Source organism: Nocardia exalbida NBRC 100660 (genome assembly GCF_000308575.1).
GTDB classification, from domain to species: domain Bacteria; phylum Actinomycetota; class Actinomycetes; order Mycobacteriales; family Mycobacteriaceae; genus Nocardia; species Nocardia exalbida.
Genome location: NZ_BAFZ01000119.1, coordinates 88,692 through 107,166, shown reverse-complemented (window position 1 = coordinate 107,166; position 18,475 = coordinate 88,692). Strand labels below are relative to the sequence as shown.

The window sequence follows — 18,475 nt, the reverse complement described above, 5'->3', positions numbered from 1 at the left end:
TGGTTGAATGTTCCGCGACGTACAAGCACCATTTTCGTCTGGTGGTCACTCGGCGAGGGAGCGAGATGGACGGCGCAGCGGCACGGAATCTTTCCGAGAGCCAGGACGGCCCTTCCGCGAGCGAAGATGTCACGACAGGGCAGGCTCCGGCCGACCAGGCGGACGGCTCCGGGTTGAGCCGTCGCGAACTCGACATCCTGGCTTTCGAGCGGCAGTGGTGGAAGTACGCGGGGGCCAAGGAGGAGGCGATCCGCGAACTGTTCGCCATGTCGCCGACCCGCTACTACCAAGTGCTCAACGCGGTGGTGGACCGGCCCGAGTCGCTGGCCGCCGACCCGATGCTGGTGAAGCGGCTGCGCAGGCTGCGCGCGAGCAGGCAGAAGGCGCGCGCGGCGCGGCGGCTGGGATTCCAGGTCTGACCCGGCGATGCGGACCCGGACCCGCCCCGTGCGACTAGGCTCGCGAGGGTGAGCTACCCGAATCCCACCTCCGGTGGGCCACCGTTGCGCGCCCTTGCGATGGTGCTGATCGCGTTGGCCATCGTCTTCGCCGGTCTGGGCGCGATGTCGTTGTCGAGTTCCGACGCCGACAGCGACGCCTCGGGGACCAGCGAATCGCCCACCTCGAGCGCGACGGCCGCGCCGCAGATCCCGGCGAGCACGACCACGCCCAAGGCGGCGACCTCGGTCGCGTCCTCGTCCACCGCGGTGGCGACGGTCACGCCGACCACCACCGCCGCGCCGACCACCTCCACGGCGGCCCGTTCGGTCCCGGTGCGCGTGCTGAACAACAGCATGGTGCCCGGACTCGCCGCCAAGACGGCGGGCCAGCTCTCGGCGAGCGGGTGGACGATCGCGGAAACGGGCAACTACCCCGGCGCGAGTATCTCGAAAACCACTGTGTACTACGGCACTTCGCCCGGCGACAAGGAGGCGGCGCAGGCCGTCGCGGACGAACTCGGCGCGTCGGTCGCGCCGAAGTCGGACGGAATCGGGGACACCGGACCGGGTGTAACGGTGATCGTCACGGGTAACTGACCCGTGTGGCCGCTGTTCGCACGCTCGGACCGGCGAACTCAGGTGAGGGCGCGCCGCCCTGTCGGGGACACGGCATGGCGGCGTGGCATCATCTTGTCCGGTAACGAACGTGTCCACCCAGCTTTACTCGTAAACTCGGTACTCGTAAAGGAGTTCCCCGATGGCCCCGTCCACAACTCGCCGCCCGTCCTGGCGGACTGTGACCCCGGTGCTCGCGGTCGCGGTGTTCGGCCTCGTCGCCTGCTCGAACAGCCAGGAGTCGAGTGACGTCCAGGGAACCACCCCGCCGGTGTGGACCGGGTCCGCCGCCCCGGCCGGGCAGTCGAGCACCGAGCACGGCTCGCCGAGCACGGAGCAGGGGGTGAACGTGCAGTTGAAAGACCCCTCCGGCGCCTCGGTCGGCACCGCGAACTTCGCCAAGGACGGCAACCACCTGCAGGTCACCGTCGAGGCCCACGGGCTGCGCCCCGGCTTCCACGGCCTGCATGTGCACCAGGCGGGCAAGTGCGAGCCGAACTCCGTCGCGCCGACCGGCGGCCCGGCGGGCGACTTCCTGTCCGCCGGTGGTCATCTGCAGGTCGGCAGCGCCAACGCGCATCCGGCCAGCGGTGATCTGACCTCGCTGGAGGTGCGTGGCGACGGCGTCGCCAAGCTGGTCACCACCACCGACGCGGTGACGCTGGACGACGTGAAGGGCAAGGCCCTGATCATCCACGCCGACGCCGACAACTTCGGCAACATCCCGAATCGTTACAGCCGCGCCGATGGCGTCGCAGGCCCCGACGAGACGACCCTAGCGACAGGTGACGCGGGCGGCCGTGTCGCCTGTGGCGTGATCCAGTAGCGCGGTGGTATATGGCCGGGGCAGGAATCGAGCACGTTCCCTTCGAAGGTTCGCCCCGGCCCACGATCGGGGTCGAATGGGAGATCGCCTTGGTGGACAAGGTGACCCGCGACCTGTCGAATACCGCCGCCGCGGTGTTCGATTCACTCGGTGAGCTGCGCTCCCACGACGGCACACCGCAGGTGACCAAGGAGTTGCTGCGCAACACCGTCGAGCTCGTCACCGGCGTGCACGACACCGTGGGGGCGGCGGTGGAGGACCTGACCGGCACCATGAACACGGTGCGGCGCGCGGCCGACCCGCTCGGCGTCGACCTGTTCTGCGCGGGCACCCATCCGTTCGCACAGTGGTCGGCCCAGCAGCTCACCCGATCAGAGCACTATGACGAGCTGATCGAGCGCACGCAGTGGTGGGGTCGCCAGATGATGATCTGGGGCGTGCACGTGCACGTCGGAGTATCTCACCGCGACAAGGTGTTTCCGATCCTCAACTCGTTGCTGCTGTCGTATCCGCATCTGCTCGCGCTGTCGGCGGGCTCGCCGATGTGGTCCGGATCGGACACCGGCTACGCCAGCAACCGGACGCTGATGTTCCAGCAGTTGCCGACCGCGGGCCTGCCGTTCCAGTTCGAGAACTGGACCCAGTTCGAGCATTTCGTGCACGACGAGGTCAAGACCGGTGTGTTCACCCAGCTGGGCGGCATGCACTGGGACATCCGCCCGGCGCCCAAGTGGGGCACCATCGAGGTGCGGGTCTGCGACGGCATCTCCACGCGCGCCGAACTCGCCGCGCTGGCCGCGCTCATCCATTGCCTGATCGTCGACCTGGACCAGCGGGTCGAGAACGGCGAAACCCTGCCCACCCTGCCGCCGTGGCATGTGCAGGAGAACAAGTGGCGGGCCGCCCGGTACGGACTGGACGCGATCATCATCACCGATGCCGACAGCAACGAGCGCTTGGTCACCGACGACCTGGACGATCTGCTGAACCGGCTGGAGCCGACGGCGGCGCGTCTGGGCTGCGCGGACGAACTCGCGATGGTCGCCGAGATCCCCAAGCGGGGCGCGTCCTATCAACGGCAGCGCCGCGTCGCCGCGGCCTCGCAGGGCGACCTGATCGCGGTGGTGGACGCGCTGGTCGAGGAGCTGAAACAGTAACGTCCCGGCGCGGATAGGTCGGCTGTCGTTCAGCTGGCCAGGGGGATGGCGTTCATCCCCCGTTTACTATGGTCGGATGCTAGTCGAAGACCCGGGTGCCAAAGCAGGAAGCGCGGTATCGCGCCGTCCCGTACCGCGGACCCGGGTCCGGGTCACCGCGGCGGTGGCCGCGGTGCCTGTCCTGCTGATCGTGTTGCAGGTCGTCGCTGTCCGGCAGGGGTTCGACGGCCCGCTGGAGAGCGTGGCGCGGGACTACATCGGCACTCCCAAGTCCATGTCGGTGCCCTGGGCGGGGCTGGTCCTTGCGCTGGTAGGCATCTCGGCCCGCCGCAGGCTGGTCGCGGTGGGCGCCGCGGTCGCCGTCGACGTGGTGTGGGCGGGCGCCCGCTTGCTGGCCGGAGAGCCGTTCGTGATCGGGAACGGACCGGTGATCGTGCTGACCGGCCTGGCGCTGGTGGCCTGGCTGCGCTGGTCGGGCGCCGAACGGCGGAACGCGCTGCACGCGGCCGCGCTCGGCGCACTGCTCATCCTGGCCACCAAGGTCGGCGACGTCTGGCTGCACGTCACCGTGATCGGCAGGCCGACGGTACTCGACGAATACGTGATCCTGGCCGACCACGCGCTGGGTGATCCGTCGTGGGTGCTCGGCCGGGCGGTCGACGCGCTCGGGCCGGTGGTCTACGCGGTGCTGCACTGGGTCTACATCGAGCTGCCCGTGGCGGCCATCGTCGTGGCGGTATGGCAGCTGCGCGGGGTGGTGTCGTCGGGCCGGTGGCCGTCGCACTATCTGGTGCGGACCTTCCTGGTGCTCGGATTGATCGGTCCCCTGGTGTACGTGCTGTTCCCGGTGGTCGGGCCGATGTTCGCGTTCGGACCGGACGGAAACGGACTGCAATTGGGCAACTACTGGCCGGGTGTGGTGCCGCCGATCGACCGGAATCCGCTGCCGCTGCCGTTCGACGCGGCGGTTCCGCGCAACTGCATGCCCTCCATGCACACGGCTTGGGCGCTGTCGGTGTTCCTGCACACCCGCCGCGCCAGCGACGGCGAGCCGGCTCCGGCCTGGCTGCGCTGGGGCGGCGCGTTCTGGCTGCTGGCCACCCTCACCGCCACCCTCGGTTTCGGCTACCACTACGGCGTCGACCTGGTCGCGGGCGCGGTGCTGTGCCTCACCGTCGAATCGGCGCTGCGCGAGCCGGAGCGCGGCTGGGGATGGTTCCGGGTCCGGCTGGTCGGCTCCGGTGTGGTCGTGCTGGCCGCGCTACTGCTGGCCTACCGCTACCTCGCGGTGCCGATGGCCGAGTACCCGGTGCTCGCGGGCACGGTGGTGCTCGGACTGCTGGCCGGACTGGCGGCGGCGTTCCACGCGACGTGGTTCGTGACCGTGCGGCAACCGCTGCGGGCCGAACGAGAGGTCGAACCCGCCACGCCCTGAGCGGGGTCCGGCCGAGCCGCCCGGCGCGTGGTCGAGCCCGCCACGCGCTGAGCCGGGCTATTCCACGTCGTCGTCGCGCAAAGCGTTGATGCGCAACAGACCGTCGCGGTAGCGCTGCTCGCGGTAGGCGGTGCGGCCGATGAGGTGGGCGATCACCGGGGCCGTGAGCAGGGTGAACAGCCCGACCAGCACCAGCGTCCAGACGTTGTCGTGCCCGCGCAGCTGGATCGCGGCGCCCGCCAGCACCAGGATCAGCCCGATGACCTGCGGTTTGGTGGCGGCGTGCATCCGGGTGAGCGTATCGGGGAAGCGCACGATCCCGATCGCCGCGGTCAGCGCCAGCGTCGAGCCGAACAGGATCAGGGCGCCCGCGAGCGCGTGCCAGAGGTTCATTTGTCGTCCCGCACCCGGAATCGGGACACCGCGGCCGAGCCGAGGAATCCGACCAGCGCCAGCGCGACGATCGCGGGCACCACGGTGGTGTCGGCGCTGTAGGCCGCCCACACGGCCAGGCCGGAGGCGGCGATGGCCATCAGCGAGTCGACGCCGACGACCCGGTCCAGCGTGCTCGGCCCCATGACGACACGGTAGGTGGTGAGCAGCCCGGCCGCGGTCAGGATGACGGCGGCGATCACGGCGACGACGGTCACGATGGCACCTCCGGGAGCGCGGCGGCCCGGGAGCGCGGCCAGCCGGTCGGACGTTCGAACGCATCGATCAGCAGGCGTTCCAGCCGCCGGGTGATCCGGTAGAACTTGTCCACGGCGGCGTCGCTGCCGACGTCGAGCACGTGCACGTAGACGACCCAGCGCCTGCGATCGATCTCCAGCACCATCGTGCCGGGGATCAGGTTGAGCACATCGGTCCACAGCACCAGCACCAGATCCGATCTCGTGCGGGCGTATACCCGCAGCACCCCGGACACCGGCATCGGAGCAGGTCGGATCGCGAACCAGGCGACCTGGAGGCTCGACTCCAGCGCGTAGTACGCGCTCGCGACGATCAACGCGACCAGCGGAAGCGGGTTCAGCCGACCGGACACCGGCACGCGCGGCAGCGGCAGCGCCAGCATGATCAGCGCGGCGACCACCAGCCCGCCCAGCAGATTCGCGACGCTGAGATCGCCCCACAGGGCGAGCCAGACCATGGTGAGCCACGCGAGTACGCCGATTCGGACGACCGTCTCGCGCCGCCGGCCGCGTCCGCTCTGCTCGACGCTCATCGCGGGCCTCCCGCATCGCCGCGCGAATCACCCAGTACCGCACCGATGTACACGCCGGGGTCGCGCAGGTCGGCCGCGGCCCGGTCGGCGATCGTGAGAATCGGGCCGGCCAGCACGGTCAGGCACAACCCGACCGTCACGAGCGCCGCGGTGGACAACACCATCAGCGGCGGCATCCGGCCGGGGTCGGTGCGCTCGTCGTAGTGCACGTCGGTCGCGTCCTCGATGAGCGTCGGGGGCTTCGCCGCGGTGAGATGGCCCTCCGGCGCGTCCGCGCGGGGGCGCCAGAACGCTTTGCTCCACACCCTTGCCACGGTGTAGAGCGTGAGCAGGCTGGTGAGCACGGCGCCGCCGACCAGCACCCAGGCCAGCGCGCTGCCGCGCTCGGCGCCCGCCTGCAAGAGCGCCACCTTGCCGATGAACCCGGAGAACGGCGGTATTCCGCCGAGATTCAGCGCGGGGATCAGGAACAGCACCGCGAGCAGCGGACTGGCCGCGGCGAGCCCGCCCAGTCTGCGCAGCGAGGTCGATCCGGCTTGCCGCTCGATCAGGCCGGCCACCAGGAACAACGCCGTCTGCACCAGGATGTGGTGCGCTACATAGAACACCGCGCCCGCCAGCCCGGACGCGGTGGCCAGACCGACCCCGAACACCATGTATCCGATGTGGCTGACCAGTGTGAACGACAGCAGACGGCGGATGTCGCTCTGCGCGATGGCGCCGAGGATGCCGACGAGCATGGTGAGCAGGCCGCACACCAGCAGCACCGAGTCGAAGCCGCCGTCGGGGAACAGCAGCGAGTGGGTCCGGATGATCGCGTACACACCCACTTTGGTGAGCAGGCCGGCGAATACGGCGGTGACCGGAGCCGGGGCGGTCGGGTAGGAGTCGGGCAGCCAGTTCGACAGCGGGAAGACGGCCGCCTTGATGCCGAACGCCACCAGCAGCACCGCGAAGATCGCCGTGCGGGTGCCGTCCGGCACGGCTCCGAACCGGACGGCGAGCTGGGCGAGATTCAGCGTTCCGGTGGCCGCGTAGGTCAGCCCGATGCCGGTGAGGAAGATCAGCGACGAGACCATCGACACCATCACGTAGGCCACGCCCGCCCGGATCCGCTCGGTGGTCGCGCCCACCGTCAGCAGCACGAACGAGGCCGCGAGCAGGATCTCGAAGCCCACGAAGAGGTTGAACAGGTCACCGGCCAGGAAGGCGGCCGAGACACCGGCGGTCAGCACCAGATACGTGGGGCGGTAGATGGAGGTGGGCTGCCGTTCGTCGCCGTCGCGGATGTTCTGGCCCGCACCGTAGAGGGCGACCGAGAGCAGCACGATGGACGAGACGAGCAGCATCGCCGCGGAGAGCCGGTCCACCACCAGCGTGATGCCGATCGGGGCCGCCCAGTTGCCGACCTGCAACGCGGTGGTGCCGTCCCGGTCGGCCAGATACAGCAGCAACCCGCAGATCACCACGACGGCGGTGAGCGCGCCGATGATGACCACGCTCTGGATGCGGGGCCTGCGGCCGAACACGAGGGTGGCGGCGGCGCCGAGCAGCGGAACCAGTACCGGTAGCGGAGCGAGGATCGGCAGCAGGCCGGGCGAGAGGTTCACGTCTCCGGATCCTCTCCGGCACGCCGCCGGGCGACATCCTCGTCTTCCTGGTCGTTGGCGACGTCGTCGCTGGTGGTGAGCATGTAGGCGCGGTAGGCGAGGGCGAGCACGAATGCCGCGATGCCCATGGTGATCACGATGGCGGTGAGCACCATCGCCTGGGCGAGCGGGTCGGCCATCTCCTCGGTCTCGGCCGCGCCGCGGATGGGCGGCTTGCCGTTGGCGCCGCCCGCGGTGAGGATCAGCAGGTTCACCGCGTTGCCGAACAGGATCAGCCCGAGCAGCATCTTCGACACCGCGCGTTCCAGGAGCAGATACACCCCGCACGCGACCAGGATGCCGATCACGATCAGCAGGGTCAGATTCGCCGTCATGCGCCGGAACCTCCCTTCGTGGCCGGGGTATCGGCGTCGGCCAGCTCGCTGTCCAGCCGCGCGCCGAGGCTGCGCAGCACGTCCAGCACCAGGCCGACCACGATGAGGTAGACGCCGAGATCGAACAGCAGCGCGGTGACCACCTTGACGTGGCCGACCACCGGCAGCGAGACCTCGATGATCGCCGAGGACAGCGGCGGCGCGCCGAGCAGCAGCGAGGAGACCGCGGTGCCCGCGGCCAAGGTGAGGCCCGCGCCGAGCACATGGCCCGCGTCGACGGGGAGCGCCTCGCCCAGTTCGTAGCGGCCGCCCGCGAGATACCGCAGGGTCAGCGCGAGCCCCGCGGTGAGTCCGCCCGCGAACCCGCCACCTGGCGCGTTGTGGCCGGAGAAGAAGAAGTAGACCGACAGCACCATGATGGTCGGGAATACCAGCCGCGTGGTGATTTGCAGGACCATCGACCGATCGGCCCGGTCGACCAACCGGCCCGCGGGAAGCCAGCTCACCAGTTCCGGGTCGTAATCGGGGGAGTCCGCCGCGCGCGGGGCGCTGCCGAAACGCCTGCTGCGGAACACCAGGGAGGCGACGCCCGTGGCGGCGACGACGAGTACCGAGATCTCGCCGAGGGTGTCCCACGCCCGCAGGTCGACGAGCAGGACGTTCAGGGCGTTCTTTCCACCACCGAATGTGTAGGCGGCTTCGGGGATCCGGGGCCAGACGGGTTCGGCGGTGCGCGCCGCGACGGCGAAGCCGGCCAGGACAGCGACCACCGTTCCGGTCCCCGCGGCCAGAATCGCCCTGCGGATCTTGAACGCGGTCCTGCGGCGGGCCTCGATCCGCGCGGGGAAGGCGCGCAGGACGAGGACGAAGATCACCAGTGTCAGCGTTTCCACCAGGAATTGGGTCAGCGCGAGGTCGGGCGCGCCGTGCAGCGCGAAGATCACGCCGCTGCCGTATCCGGTCACGCCCACCACCAGCACGCTCGCCAAGCGGTTGCGCAGCACCGTCGCGGCGATCGCGGTCACCGCCATGATCACGCCGACGGCCGCTTGCAGCGGCGAATCCCACAGGCGCAGCGTGACGCCGGTGCGGGTGCCGAGGGCGAGCAGGACGGTCGGCAGGATGATCAGGGTGACCAGGATCGCCGCCTGGCTCAGCGGCAGCGACCCGCGTTGCACGGTGCCGGTCATTCGCAGCGAGAGGATGTCCATCGCGCGCAGCGTGGCGTCGTAGGCGCGGTCGGCGTTGCCGAGGCGCGGGTGCGCCGATTCGGTGAAGCGGGCGCGCAGCCGGTACAGCCCGACACCGACCGCGACGATCAGCAGCGTCCACGCCAGCGCGGGGGTGAAGCCGTGCCACAGCGCCAGATGGGAAAGCGGGGGTCCGGCAAGTGTTTCGGCATAGGGGCGCAACCGTGCGTCCAGCCAGGACGGCGCGAGACCGGCCGCGAGGCTCGCGGCGGCGAGGATCACCGGTGCGGCCAGGAAAAGCGCGCCCGGCGGGTGCCAGCGGAGGCGATCCTCGGATTCCTGTCCGGCGACGGGCACTTCGCTCGGATGTTGGGCCAGGGGAGCGGGGTAGGCGTCGACACCCTTGTCCGCGAACGCGCCCCAGACGAACCTGATGCTGTAGCCGACGGTCAGCATCGAGCCGAGCACCACCCCGGCGAACACCGCGCCGCGGGCGGGCGCGGCGAGTATGTCGGCGTCCAGCACGGCGCTCAGTGCGCTCTCCTTACCGACGAAGCCGAGCAGCGGCGGAATGCCCGCCATGCTGAGCGCGGCGAGGATCGCGGTGGCGCACAGCACCGGCGCCCGGCGGCCGAGACCGGACAACCGGCGTAGGTCGCGCGTTCCCGCGCCGTGATCGATGATCCCCACCACCAGGAACAGGCTCGCCTTGAACAGGGCGTGCGCGACGATCATCGTCACTCCGGCCAGCGCCGCGGCGGGCGTGCCGAGGCCGACCAGCACGATCAGGAAGCCCAACTGGCTCACCGTGCCGAAGGCCAGCACCAATTTCAGATCCACGACCTGTAGTGCGCGCAGCCCGGCCAACAGCATCGACGCCAGGCCGAGGGTGAGCACGAGCGGGTGCCACACCGGGTTCTGTGCGAACGCCGGTGCGAGCCGGGCGATCAAGTACACACCGGCCTTCACCATGGCCGCGGCGTGCAGGTACGCGCTCACCGGCGTCGGCGCGGCCATCGCGCCGGGCAGCCAGAAATGCAAGGGCACCGCGGCGGATTTGGTGAGCGCGCCCACCAGCAGCAGCGCCACCGCCACGTCGACGGCCGTCCCGCTCGGGGTGCCGGACAGCAGATCCGACAGTAGATAGCTGCCGTTCGCGGTGCCGAGCACGACGATGCCGGCCAGCATCGCCAAACCGCCCGCCCCGGTCACCAGCAGCGCCTGGATCGCGGCCCGTCTGCTGGCCGCCTGCTCGGCGTTGTGGCCGATCAGCAGGAACGACAGTACCGTGGTCGCTTCCCAGAACACGTAGAGCAGCACCATGTTGTCGCTGGTGACCAGCCCGAACATGGCCCCGGCGAACGCGACGAGCTCGGCGGCGAACACCCCCAGCCGCGGCTCGTCGTTCTCGAAGTACCTGGCGCAGTACACCAGCACCAGCGCTCCGATGCCCAGCACGAGCGCGCACAGGACGGCCGCGAGCGTGTCGAAACGCAGATCGATGTTCAGGCCGATGCTCGGTGCCCAGGTCAGCCGGACGCGCTGCGGCTCGGACCAATTCGCGATCACCCAGGCCGAACTGCCGAGCGGGACCGCGGCCAGCAGGTAGAAAGCATTGCGCCCCAGTGCCCGCACCCCCAGCGGAGCCACCAGGGCGGCTGCGGCGTGCACGAGCAGGATTGCGAGCAAACTTCACTCCGTCGAGTCGGGGCGGCGGGGTGTTCGGCACAAGCCTACGGAAAGCCTGCGTCTTCGGCGGCAGGGGTGAGTATGGCGTCCGCCATCCCCGCGAATCGGGGCTATATATCCGCTAACGATTCGTTTTCCGGCTGCCCTTTCGGTTGCGGCTTACAGCGCGGCCGCAATTTCCGCAGCATGATCAGCCCGATCGCGCTGCCGATGACGATGGCCAGCGCGGTGCGCCCCGGCGTCGCGTCGTGTACCGCCACGTCCTCGCGCCAGTCCTTGAGCCGGTCCGGCATCACCGACACGGCCGACGGAAGGTAGAGCGCGGTGAGCGCGAGCACACCGCCGGGCGGGTAATGCGGCCGCACCGTCCCGCAGCAGTAACCCGCGGTCAACGCGATGATCCCGCTGATCACGGCGAAGGCGACGGTACCCGACGACGTCGAGGTGACCTGGGCGAAGACCGTGATGCCGATGAGGAACAGGATGGCGAGAGCGGTCGAGGGGATGCGGGAGCCGATGAACAGTCCGGCGGCGGTCAACGCGATGAGCACCGTCGAGGTCCAGCCGGGCCGGACGGCGTAGCCGACGGCGTCGACCGCCGCGGTGAGGCTCACGGCCAGGTACACCCCGGTGCCGTCGCGGCCGGGCAGCAGCATGGCCGCCGCTGTGGCGCTCACGATGGTCGCGGCGACGACGATCCCGATCTCGATCGCGTGACTCTCGGCGGGCAGTTTGCTGTACTGGCGGCCCAGCCATTCCGTGCCGGCCAGTACCACCAGCGCGAGCACCATGGCGGCGAGGATCGGCGTCACCGGCAGGGCGATCGCCATCCGCGGTGTCTCGGGCTCCTCGGTGCGCTTCCAGTTGTGCAATGTGCTGATCACCAGCAGGGCCAGGGCGACGCCGATCATCCAGCGCGTCGGGGTCTCCAGCACCGCGTACGGATCCGCGTTGATGTCGAGCAGGTTCGTCAGATCGCCGAAGCCGAAGAATCCGACGCCGCCCACCGCGAACGCGGCGCCCGGCAACGGTCTGCGCAGCACCACGGCGCCCAGCCCGCCGAGCAGCACGGCGGCGCAGATCGAGTCGATGTAGTTCTGCGTGGTCAGTATCTCGGCCGTCGCCACGTGGCGTCCGGCGAGGTGATTGATCAGCTGGGCCAGCGCGGCGGCGGTCGCCGTGGCCCACCCGGTCAACGGCCGCTTGGTCGTGGTGACCAGCACGGCGACCGTCACGGCGACGATCACTCCCAGCGCCGCGCTACGCGGCACGCTGTTGAGCAGACCGGCGATCCGATACGACGTGGACTGGCCGCGGGTGCTGACGGTGACCGGTAGGAACAGCGTGACACCCGCGACCGCGGCTCCCGTGAAGGCCGTGGTCGCGTCGACAATGTCGCCGACCCTGCGCACGGTTGTCGAACTTACCCGTGGTGCGCGCGCGATCTAGGGATTGCCGAATATTCGCTCGTAAATGTCTCCAACGGGAAAAACGCGGCTCACGCCGATTTACCAGAGAGTGGCTGAGGGGCGATGACTGCTCGTCGCCTACCCGCGGCTGTCGGCATAGCGGCGCAACGTATCGATCTGCGACGGGTCCAGCGAGGGCCGCACCACCGTCTGGGCGGCCAGCACGTCGGCGGCGGTGACATCGGCGGCGTGCACGTCCCGGCGCATCGCCGTGAGCGCGGATTCGCGCAGCAGCGCGGCGCAGTCGGCGGCGGAGTAACCCTCCAGTTCCTCCGCGAGGGCGTCGAGATCGACGTCGGCGGCCAGCGGCACCGCACGACCCGCGGTGCGCAGGATCTCCCGCCGGGCGGCGGCGTCCGGCGGCGGTACGAAGACCAGCCGTTCGAGCCTGCCGGGACGAAGCAGCGCCGGATCGATCAGCTCCGGCCGGTTGGTCGCGCCCAGCACCACCACGTCGCGCAGCGGCTCCACACCGTCGAGTTCGGTGAGCAGCGCCGCGACCACCCGGTCGCCCACACCCGCGTCGGCACTTTGCCCCCGGCGTGGGGCCAGCGCGTCCACCTCGTCCAGGAAGATCAGCGACGGCGCGGAATCGCGTGCGCGCTGGAACAGTTCCCGCACCGCGCGCTCCGACGAGCCGACCCACCGGTCCAGCAGTTCGGCGCCCTTGACCGCGTGCACGCTGAGCTGACCGGTACCGGCCAGCGCGCGCACCAGGAAGGTCTTGCCGCAGCCGGGCGGGCCGTAGAGCAGCACCCCGCGCGGTGGCTCGATGCCGAGGCGGGCGAAGGAGTCGGGGTGCCGCAGCGGCCACAGCACCGCCTCGGTGAGCGCCTGCTTGGTTTCCGCCATGTCGCCGACGTCGTCGAGGTGCAGGCTGCCGATGGCGAGTTCCTCCATGCCCGAGCGCGACAGCGGCCGGATGACCTCCAGCGCGCCGACCAGGTCGGGCTGGGTGAGCTGTGGATTGCCGTGCTCCCTGGCCCGCGACGCCGCGCGCAGCGCCGCCTCCCGGCACAGCGCCGCCAGATCGGACACCACGAATCCGGGTGTACGCGCCGCGATCTCCTCGAGTTTCAGGTCCGCGGTCGGTACCCGGCGCAGCAGTTGCTCCAGCAGCGCCTTGCGCACCGCGGCGGTGGGCAGCGGCAGCGCGAGTTCGCGGTCGCACAGGTCCGGCGCCCGCAACCGCGGGTCGACGCCGGCGGGATGCGCGGTGGTGGCGATGAACGCGACGCAGGGTTCGGCGATCGCGGCGCGCAACTGGTCCAGGATGAGCGTGGCGACCGGCTCGGCGTCGGCGGGCAGCAGCGCGTCGATGTCGGTGATCAGCAGGACGCCGCCCTTGCCGCAGCCGATGTCGGCCACCGCCTCGGCGACCTCGCGCAGCCGCGCACCGCTCTCGGCCGCGCCGATGGTGGGGCCGTCCAGCTCCACTATGCGCCGCGGCGCCGCGATCGCGCGGGCCAGCGTGGCCTTGCCGACGCCTGCCGGGCCGGTGATCAGCACGCCGAGATGCGGACGTGCGCCGAGGGTGCGCAACAGTTCGGGCTCGTCCAGGGCGAGGCTGAGCCACTCCTGGAGCTTCGCGGCCTGAGTGCGCGCGCCCGCCAGGTCTTCGACCGAGATGCTCGGTGTGACTTCGCCTGCCACCGCGACGCCGTCGGGGCCCGTGACCGCACCGTGGGCGGCACCGCCGACGCCGCGGGATCCCTCGTCCACCGTGAGCGGTGCTCCGGCCGACGCCGGGATGTCCCACGCGGCGACCGCGCCCGCACCCCAGGTCACCGCGGTATTCGGCTGCACGCTCACGGGGCCGCGCGGATCGGTGGCGGTGACGGTGAGCAGCTCCGTGGTCCAGGCGATGCCGAAGGTGCGCGACAGCGCCTGGGTGGCCGCCGCGGAGCTGATGTCGGGGCCGAGGTCGCGCGGCAGCAGGGAGACCGCGTCGCCGACCGTGACGACCTTCCCGAGCAGCGCCTGCCGCAGCGTGGCGGCCGGAATCGTGCGGGTGGCGTGCAACGAGCCGCTCACCGTGATCTGTTTCGCGCCGTAGACGGTCGCGGGGGAGACCACCACGGTCGCGTCCTCGCGCAACCCGGCGTTGGACAGCGTCACGTCGTCGAGCAGCGCGACCCCGGCGGGCGTTCCCTGCCGGGCGACGCCGACCACCGCGGCCGTGCGGCGGGAGCCGACCAGCATGATTCCGTCCCACTCGCGCAACCCGAGCGCGGTCAGCGCCTCCGGATGCAGCCGGACCACCCCGCGGCGGGCATCGGCGGCTGAGGGATTCAGGCGGGCGGTGAGTGCCAGTTCTGCCACTGTGCCATTCTGCCGCGCGGCCCGCGATCGGTCACGGTTCGTCGTCCCGGAATACGCGGACGGCTACTTCTTCACGATTCCGGCCGCGACCGCGACCGAGGTGTCGGCAACGCTCGGCGCCAGGCAGACCAGCTTGGCGGTGCCCAGCGCGACGTTCGGGCTGCCGTCGAACGGGCCGCCGGGGTTCTCCGCGAGGATCTGCTCGATCAGCGCTTTCTCCTGGTCGGTGTCGAGCTTGCGGAACTCGCCGCAAGTCGTGCTCGACGCGGGACCGAGGGAGGAGTCGCGCTGCTTGGTCGTGACCGGGGCGTCGGTGTCCGACGGGGAACTCGGCGTCGCGGTGCCGGGAGCGGTCGTGGTGTGCGCGACCGAGGTGGACGTGCTCGTGCTCGCGGCGCCCTTGCGCAATCCGTTCGCGTCGGCGGACTCGTCCCCTCCGCCGCAGCCTGCCAGCAGGAAACCCACCGTCCCGGCGATCAGGACGATGGCGGAAGTTCGTTTCATACCGTGCTTTCCCGGGTGGATCGTGGTGCCGGAGGCCCCGGCGTTCGCAGCAGCGTACCGGTTGCGGCCGGGTCAGTGGATGTGTGCCTGCCAATCCGCGGGAACCCGTTCGCGCGGGCCAGGCACGCCCTGATCCGCGGGATGACTACGCGGTGGCGCCAATTCCGGTCCGCCGCTGTACATCTCTTCGGTCTCGAAGTTGTAGAACCACTCCTCGCCCGGTTCGAAACTCTGGATGAACGGATGGCCGGTGCTCTCGGCGTGCGCTGAGGCGTGCTGCGCGGGAGAGGTATCGCAGCACCCGACGTGCCCGCACTGCGCGCAGCGGCGCAGATGCACCCACCAGCCGGAGGTCTGCTCGCACTCCAGGCAACCAGGGCCGCTGGGTGGTACCGCGGGGTCGATGCCTGCGAATTGCTCGGTCATGACTGCCCTTCCGTATCGGTTGCGGTGACAGGCTCTTGTTCGGGGCGGTGCAGCGGCAGCCAGACGGTGAACCTGGTGTCGCCCGGCTCGGAGTCCACCCGGATGTCGCCGTTGTGCTTGTTGACCACGATGCGGAACGAGATGTCCAGCCCGAGGCCGGTGCCCTCACCCATCGGCTTGGTGGTGAAGAACGGTTCGAAGATCCGGTTGCGGGCCTCCGGCGCGATGCCGGGCCCGGTGTCGCCGATCTCCACGACCGCGCAGTCGTTCTCGTGCCTGGTGCGGATGGTCAGCGTACCGGCGCCGTTCATGGCGTACACCGCGTTGTCGATCAGGTTGGTCCACACCTGGTTGAGCTCGGCCGCGTAGCACGGCACCTGCGGCAGGGTGCGGTCGTATTCCTTGACCACGCGCACGCCGTCGCCGATCTTGCGGCTGAGCATCACCAGCGTGCTGTCCAGCAGGTCGTGGATGTCGACCACCTGGAACGGCGCACGGTCCATCTGCGAGTACTGCTTCGCGGCGCCGACCAGCGAGGAGATCCGCGTCGTCGAGTCGGCGATCTCGTTCATCAGCAGCTCGGTCTCGATGGTGTAGTTCAGCCAGCGGATCGCGCCTTGGAACACCTGCTCCGGAGCGCCATCCAGGGTGGCGGCCACCCGCTCGAGCCAGTCGGTGTCGAATCCGGCCTGCACGAAGTTCGGCGCGAGGTTCCAGCCGTCGATGATCCCGTGCTCCTCGAGCCATTCGCCGAGCATGTCCTCGCGGTCGGCGGCCTCCATCGGCGTCAGCTCCGGCGCCTTCGCGACCTGGGCCGCCGCCTCCTCCTGCAGGCGCACCAAGGCCCCCAGCGACGCCGGGTCGAACTTGCCGTCCGCCATCATCGCCAGCTTGTGCCGCATGCCCGCGACCCGCTCACGCAGGCCCGAGGTGGCGCGCACCGCGGCGGCGGCCGGGTTGTTCAGCTCGTGGGTGAGGCCCGCCGACAGCGAACCGAGCGCCAGTAGCCGTTCCCGCTCACCGATGCGGGCGTTGGTGTTGCGATTGCCGAAGAACACGCCCTCCAGCAGGTGCACGGCCATCGGGAACCACTCGCGCATCATCCGGGCGAAGACCTCGGCGTCCAGCACGTAGAACCGCGAGGGCCGCGTCACCTGCATCGTCCCGGTGTAGGTCTGCTCGACCTTGTCGCCGATGTAGGACATCCAGGCGCCCGCGTAGGAGCCGCGGTGCTCGGTGCGGACCAGTTCGATCTCCGCGCCGCCGGACTGCTTGGTGAGCACCACCTCGCCGTCCATCAGTACGTAGAAGCAGGTCGCCGGATCGCCCTCGCGGAAGACGACGCCCGGCTCGATGGTCTCGATCCGCCCGTCGGCGCACAGCCATTCCAGCTGTTCGTCGGTGAGCTTCTCGAACAGGAACAAACCGCGCAGCTCGGCGGGGTCGCACACCGACCGGCTGCTGCGGTCCGCGCTCGGGTTCGAAGTCATCTGCGGCCTCCTGGTTACGCGAGATAGCGGTGCACGAGCATGACGGCCATGGCGCCCTCGCCGACGGCGGAGGCGACGCGCTTGGCCGATTCGGCGTGCACGTCGCCCGCCACGAACACGCCGGGCACGCTCGTCTCGAGATGATGCGGGGACCGGGACAGCTCCCAGCCCGCGGGGCGCGCGCCGTCCACCATCAGGTCCGGCCCGGCGAGCACGTACCCGGCGCTGTCGCGGATGATCACTCCGTCGAGCCAATCGGTCTGCGGCGCGGCACCGATGAACAGGAACAGCCGCTCCGCGTCGGCCTTCTCCTCCGCGCCGGTCCTGTTGTCGCGCAGCACGATCTGTTGCAGGTGATCGCCCCCGTCGGCGGCGATCACCTCGGTGTTGGTGTGCACCTCGATGTTCGCGATCTGCGCGATCTGCTGGATGAGGTAGTGCGACATGGACTGTTCCAGCGAATCCGCCCGGACCACCAGGTGCACGGTGCGCGCGTTGCGGGACAGGAACACCGCCGCCTGGCCCGCGGAGTTCGCGCCGCCCACGATGTAGACCTCGTGATCGGCGCACTCGGACGCCTCGGTCATCGCCGAACCGTAGTAGACGCCGCGCCCGGTGAAGTCGTCGACGCCCGGGGCGGGGTGGCGGCGGTAGTCGACACCGGTCGCGATGATCACGGTGTGCGCGCACAGGCTGCCGCCGTCGGCGAACCGCACGGTGCGCGCGGACCCGTTGACCTCCAGCCCGACCACCTCGCGCGTCGTGATCACCTCGGCGCCGAACTTCGCCGCCTGCCGCCGGGCCCGATCGGCCAGCTGCGCGCCGGACAGGCCGTCGGGGAAACCGAGGTAGTTCTCGATGCGCGAACTCTGCCCCGCCTGCCCGCCGGTGGCGGTCCGCTCGACGAGCACGGTGCGCAGACCCTCGGACGCGCCGTAGACCGCCGCGCCGAGACCGGCGGGGCCGCCGCCGACCACGATCAGGTCGTAGAACTCGCCGGCCGGATCGACGGTCAGGCCCACGTTCTGGGCCAGTTCGCTGTCGGAGGGCTGCACGAGCGCCTCGCCCGCCGAAGTGATCACCACCGGACATCGTTCGGGGTCGGCCCCCGCCGCTTCCAGCAGTCGCGCACCCTCGGGCTCGTCGGCCAGGTACCACCGGTAGGGCAGCTGGTTGCGGGCGAGGAACTCACGCACCTGCGAGGATCGCGGCGACCAGCGATTGCCGATCACCTTGGTCTCGGTGACCGGCCGGTGCTCGCTGCTGCGCCAGGCGTCCAGCAGGCCGTCCAGCACCGGGTAGAGCTTCTCCTCCGGCGGGTCCCACGGCTTGAGCAGGTAATGGTCCAGGTCGACGACGTTGATCGCGTTGATCGCGGCGTTGGTGTCGGCATAGGCGGTCAGCAGCACGCGGCGCGCGTACGGGTGCAGGTCCATCGCCTGCTCCAAGAATTCGATGCCGTCCATGCCGGGCATCCGGTAGTCGGCGATCAGCACCGCGACGGGCTGGCCGCGCAGCTTCATCTCGCGCAGCGCGTCGAGCGCCTGGGCCCCCGATTCCGCGCGCAGAATCCGGTAATCGGCGCCGTAACGGCGGCGCAGGTCGCGGACGACCGCCCGGGAAACCCCCGGGTCGTCATCGACGCTCAGGATGGCCGGTTTCGTAGCAGCGGGTGAAGTCACCTGACGAGTATGGAGCCTCTCGGC

Annotated in this window: 17 protein-coding genes; 5 read left to right on the top strand and 12 right to left on the bottom strand. The window is 70.3% G+C overall.

What is annotated here, in order from left to right; translation table 11 throughout:
- Positions 1 to 65 precede the first annotated feature (65 nt).
- The 5 genes from napA to ON29_RS27100 all read left to right on the top strand — a co-directional run bounded on the left by napA (position 66) and on the right by ON29_RS27100 (position 4,473).
- A complete protein-coding gene (gene napA / locus ON29_RS27120; protein ID WP_040870643.1) occupies positions 66 to 419 on the top strand; it encodes a nucleoid-associated protein NapA in 354 nt (117 codons plus the stop codon).
- A gap of 48 nt (positions 420 to 467) precedes the next feature.
- On the top strand, positions 468 to 1,037 hold the full coding sequence (locus ON29_RS27115) for a LytR C-terminal domain-containing protein (protein WP_040870641.1): 570 nt from the start codon (positions 468 to 470) through the stop codon (positions 1,035 to 1,037).
- A 160-nt stretch (positions 1,038 to 1,197) separates the two neighbouring features.
- Entirely contained in the window at positions 1,198 to 1,881 is a 684-nt protein-coding gene (gene sodC / locus ON29_RS27110) for a superoxide dismutase[Cu-Zn] (RefSeq protein ID WP_040870640.1), read from the top strand.
- Between the two features lie 11 nt (positions 1,882 to 1,892).
- Complete coding sequence (locus tag ON29_RS27105; RefSeq protein WP_040870638.1) at positions 1,893 to 3,038, top strand: glutamate--cysteine ligase; 1,146 nt, start codon at positions 1,893 to 1,895, stop codon at positions 3,036 to 3,038.
- Between the two features lie 76 nt (positions 3,039 to 3,114).
- Positions 3,115 to 4,473: a phosphatase PAP2 family protein gene (locus tag ON29_RS27100; protein WP_051175627.1), complete on the top strand. Its 1,359-nt coding sequence runs from the start codon at positions 3,115 to 3,117 to the stop codon at positions 4,471 to 4,473.
- A gap of 57 nt (positions 4,474 to 4,530) precedes the next feature.
- Here ON29_RS27100 and mnhG read toward each other — a convergent pair whose 3' ends face one another.
- The 12 genes from mnhG to ON29_RS27035 all read right to left on the bottom strand — a co-directional run bounded on the left by mnhG (position 4,531) and on the right by ON29_RS27035 (position 18,451).
- Positions 4,531 to 4,866, bottom strand: coding sequence for a monovalent cation/H(+) antiporter subunit G (mnhG, locus tag ON29_RS27095; protein ID WP_040870873.1), 336 nt, complete (start codon positions 4,864 to 4,866; stop codon positions 4,531 to 4,533).
- Positions 4,863 to 5,123, bottom strand: coding sequence for a monovalent cation/H+ antiporter complex subunit F (locus ON29_RS27090; RefSeq protein ID WP_040870872.1), 261 nt, complete (start codon positions 5,121 to 5,123; stop codon positions 4,863 to 4,865). Before ON29_RS27090 ends, mnhG begins: the two co-directional genes overlap by 4 nt.
- A complete protein-coding gene (locus ON29_RS27085; protein ID WP_051175626.1) occupies positions 5,120 to 5,695 on the bottom strand; it encodes a Na+/H+ antiporter subunit E in 576 nt (191 codons plus the stop codon). Before ON29_RS27085 ends, ON29_RS27090 begins: the two co-directional genes overlap by 4 nt.
- On the bottom strand, positions 5,692 to 7,305 hold the full coding sequence (locus ON29_RS27080; protein ID WP_040870637.1) for a Na+/H+ antiporter subunit D: 1,614 nt from the start codon (positions 7,303 to 7,305) through the stop codon (positions 5,692 to 5,694). The genes ON29_RS27085 and ON29_RS27080 overlap by 4 nt, the downstream gene beginning before the upstream one ends.
- A complete protein-coding gene (locus ON29_RS27075) occupies positions 7,302 to 7,679 on the bottom strand; it encodes a Na(+)/H(+) antiporter subunit C (protein WP_040870636.1) in 378 nt (125 codons plus the stop codon). Before ON29_RS27075 ends, ON29_RS27080 begins: the two co-directional genes overlap by 4 nt.
- Positions 7,676 to 10,558, bottom strand: coding sequence for a Na+/H+ antiporter subunit A (locus ON29_RS27070; RefSeq protein WP_040870635.1), 2,883 nt, complete (start codon positions 10,556 to 10,558; stop codon positions 7,676 to 7,678). Before ON29_RS27070 ends, ON29_RS27075 begins: the two co-directional genes overlap by 4 nt.
- 110 nt (positions 10,559 to 10,668) lie before the next feature.
- A complete protein-coding gene (locus tag ON29_RS34040) occupies positions 10,669 to 11,970 on the bottom strand; it encodes a hypothetical protein (protein ID WP_051175625.1) in 1,302 nt (433 codons plus the stop codon).
- Between the two features lie 135 nt (positions 11,971 to 12,105).
- On the bottom strand, positions 12,106 to 14,349 hold the full coding sequence (locus ON29_RS27055; protein ID WP_040870632.1) for an AAA family ATPase: 2,244 nt from the start codon (positions 14,347 to 14,349) through the stop codon (positions 12,106 to 12,108).
- Between the two features lie 63 nt (positions 14,350 to 14,412).
- Positions 14,413 to 14,853 (bottom strand): hypothetical protein, encoded by a 441-nt coding sequence (locus ON29_RS27050; RefSeq protein WP_040870630.1) that lies wholly within the window; start codon positions 14,851 to 14,853, stop codon positions 14,413 to 14,415.
- Between the two features lie 72 nt (positions 14,854 to 14,925).
- Positions 14,926 to 15,279 (bottom strand): UBP-type zinc finger domain-containing protein, encoded by a 354-nt coding sequence (locus ON29_RS27045; RefSeq protein ID WP_040870628.1) that lies wholly within the window; start codon positions 15,277 to 15,279, stop codon positions 14,926 to 14,928.
- Positions 15,276 to 16,769 carry an ATP-binding protein gene (locus ON29_RS27040; RefSeq protein ID WP_040870627.1) on the bottom strand — a complete coding sequence of 498 codons (1,494 nt, stop codon included), beginning with the start codon at positions 16,767 to 16,769 and terminating at the stop codon, positions 15,276 to 15,278. The genes ON29_RS27045 and ON29_RS27040 overlap by 4 nt, the downstream gene beginning before the upstream one ends.
- 14 nt (positions 16,770 to 16,783) lie before the next feature.
- Positions 16,784 to 18,451 (bottom strand): NAD(P)/FAD-dependent oxidoreductase, encoded by a 1,668-nt coding sequence (locus ON29_RS27035; protein WP_040870626.1) that lies wholly within the window; start codon positions 18,449 to 18,451, stop codon positions 16,784 to 16,786.
- Positions 18,452 to 18,475 lie beyond the last annotated feature (24 nt).

Excerpts from the sequence above, each read along its gene's own strand:
- ON29_RS27050 (WP_040870630.1), bottom strand. The coding sequence starts at position 14,853 with ATGAAACGAACTTCCGCCATCGTCCTGATCGCCGGGACGGTGGGTTTC.
- ON29_RS27105 (WP_040870638.1), top strand. The coding sequence starts at position 1,893 with ATGGCCGGGGCAGGAATCGAGCACGTTCCCTTCGAAGGTTCGCCCCGG.
- mnhG (WP_040870873.1), bottom strand. The coding sequence starts at position 4,866 with ATGAACCTCTGGCACGCGCTCGCGGGCGCCCTGATCCTGTTCGGCTCG.
- ON29_RS27085 (WP_051175626.1), bottom strand. The coding sequence starts at position 5,695 with ATGAGCGTCGAGCAGAGCGGACGCGGCCGGCGGCGCGAGACGGTCGTC.
- ON29_RS27045 (WP_040870628.1), bottom strand. The coding sequence starts at position 15,279 with ATGACCGAGCAATTCGCAGGCATCGACCCCGCGGTACCACCCAGCGGC.
- ON29_RS27040 (WP_040870627.1), bottom strand. The coding sequence starts at position 16,769 with ATGACTTCGAACCCGAGCGCGGACCGCAGCAGCCGGTCGGTGTGCGAC.
- ON29_RS27100 (WP_051175627.1), top strand. The coding sequence starts at position 3,115 with ATGCTAGTCGAAGACCCGGGTGCCAAAGCAGGAAGCGCGGTATCGCGC.
- napA (WP_040870643.1), top strand. The coding sequence starts at position 66 with ATGGACGGCGCAGCGGCACGGAATCTTTCCGAGAGCCAGGACGGCCCT.
- ON29_RS27075 (WP_040870636.1), bottom strand. The coding sequence starts at position 7,679 with ATGACGGCGAATCTGACCCTGCTGATCGTGATCGGCATCCTGGTCGCG.
- sodC (WP_040870640.1), top strand. The coding sequence starts at position 1,198 with ATGGCCCCGTCCACAACTCGCCGCCCGTCCTGGCGGACTGTGACCCCG.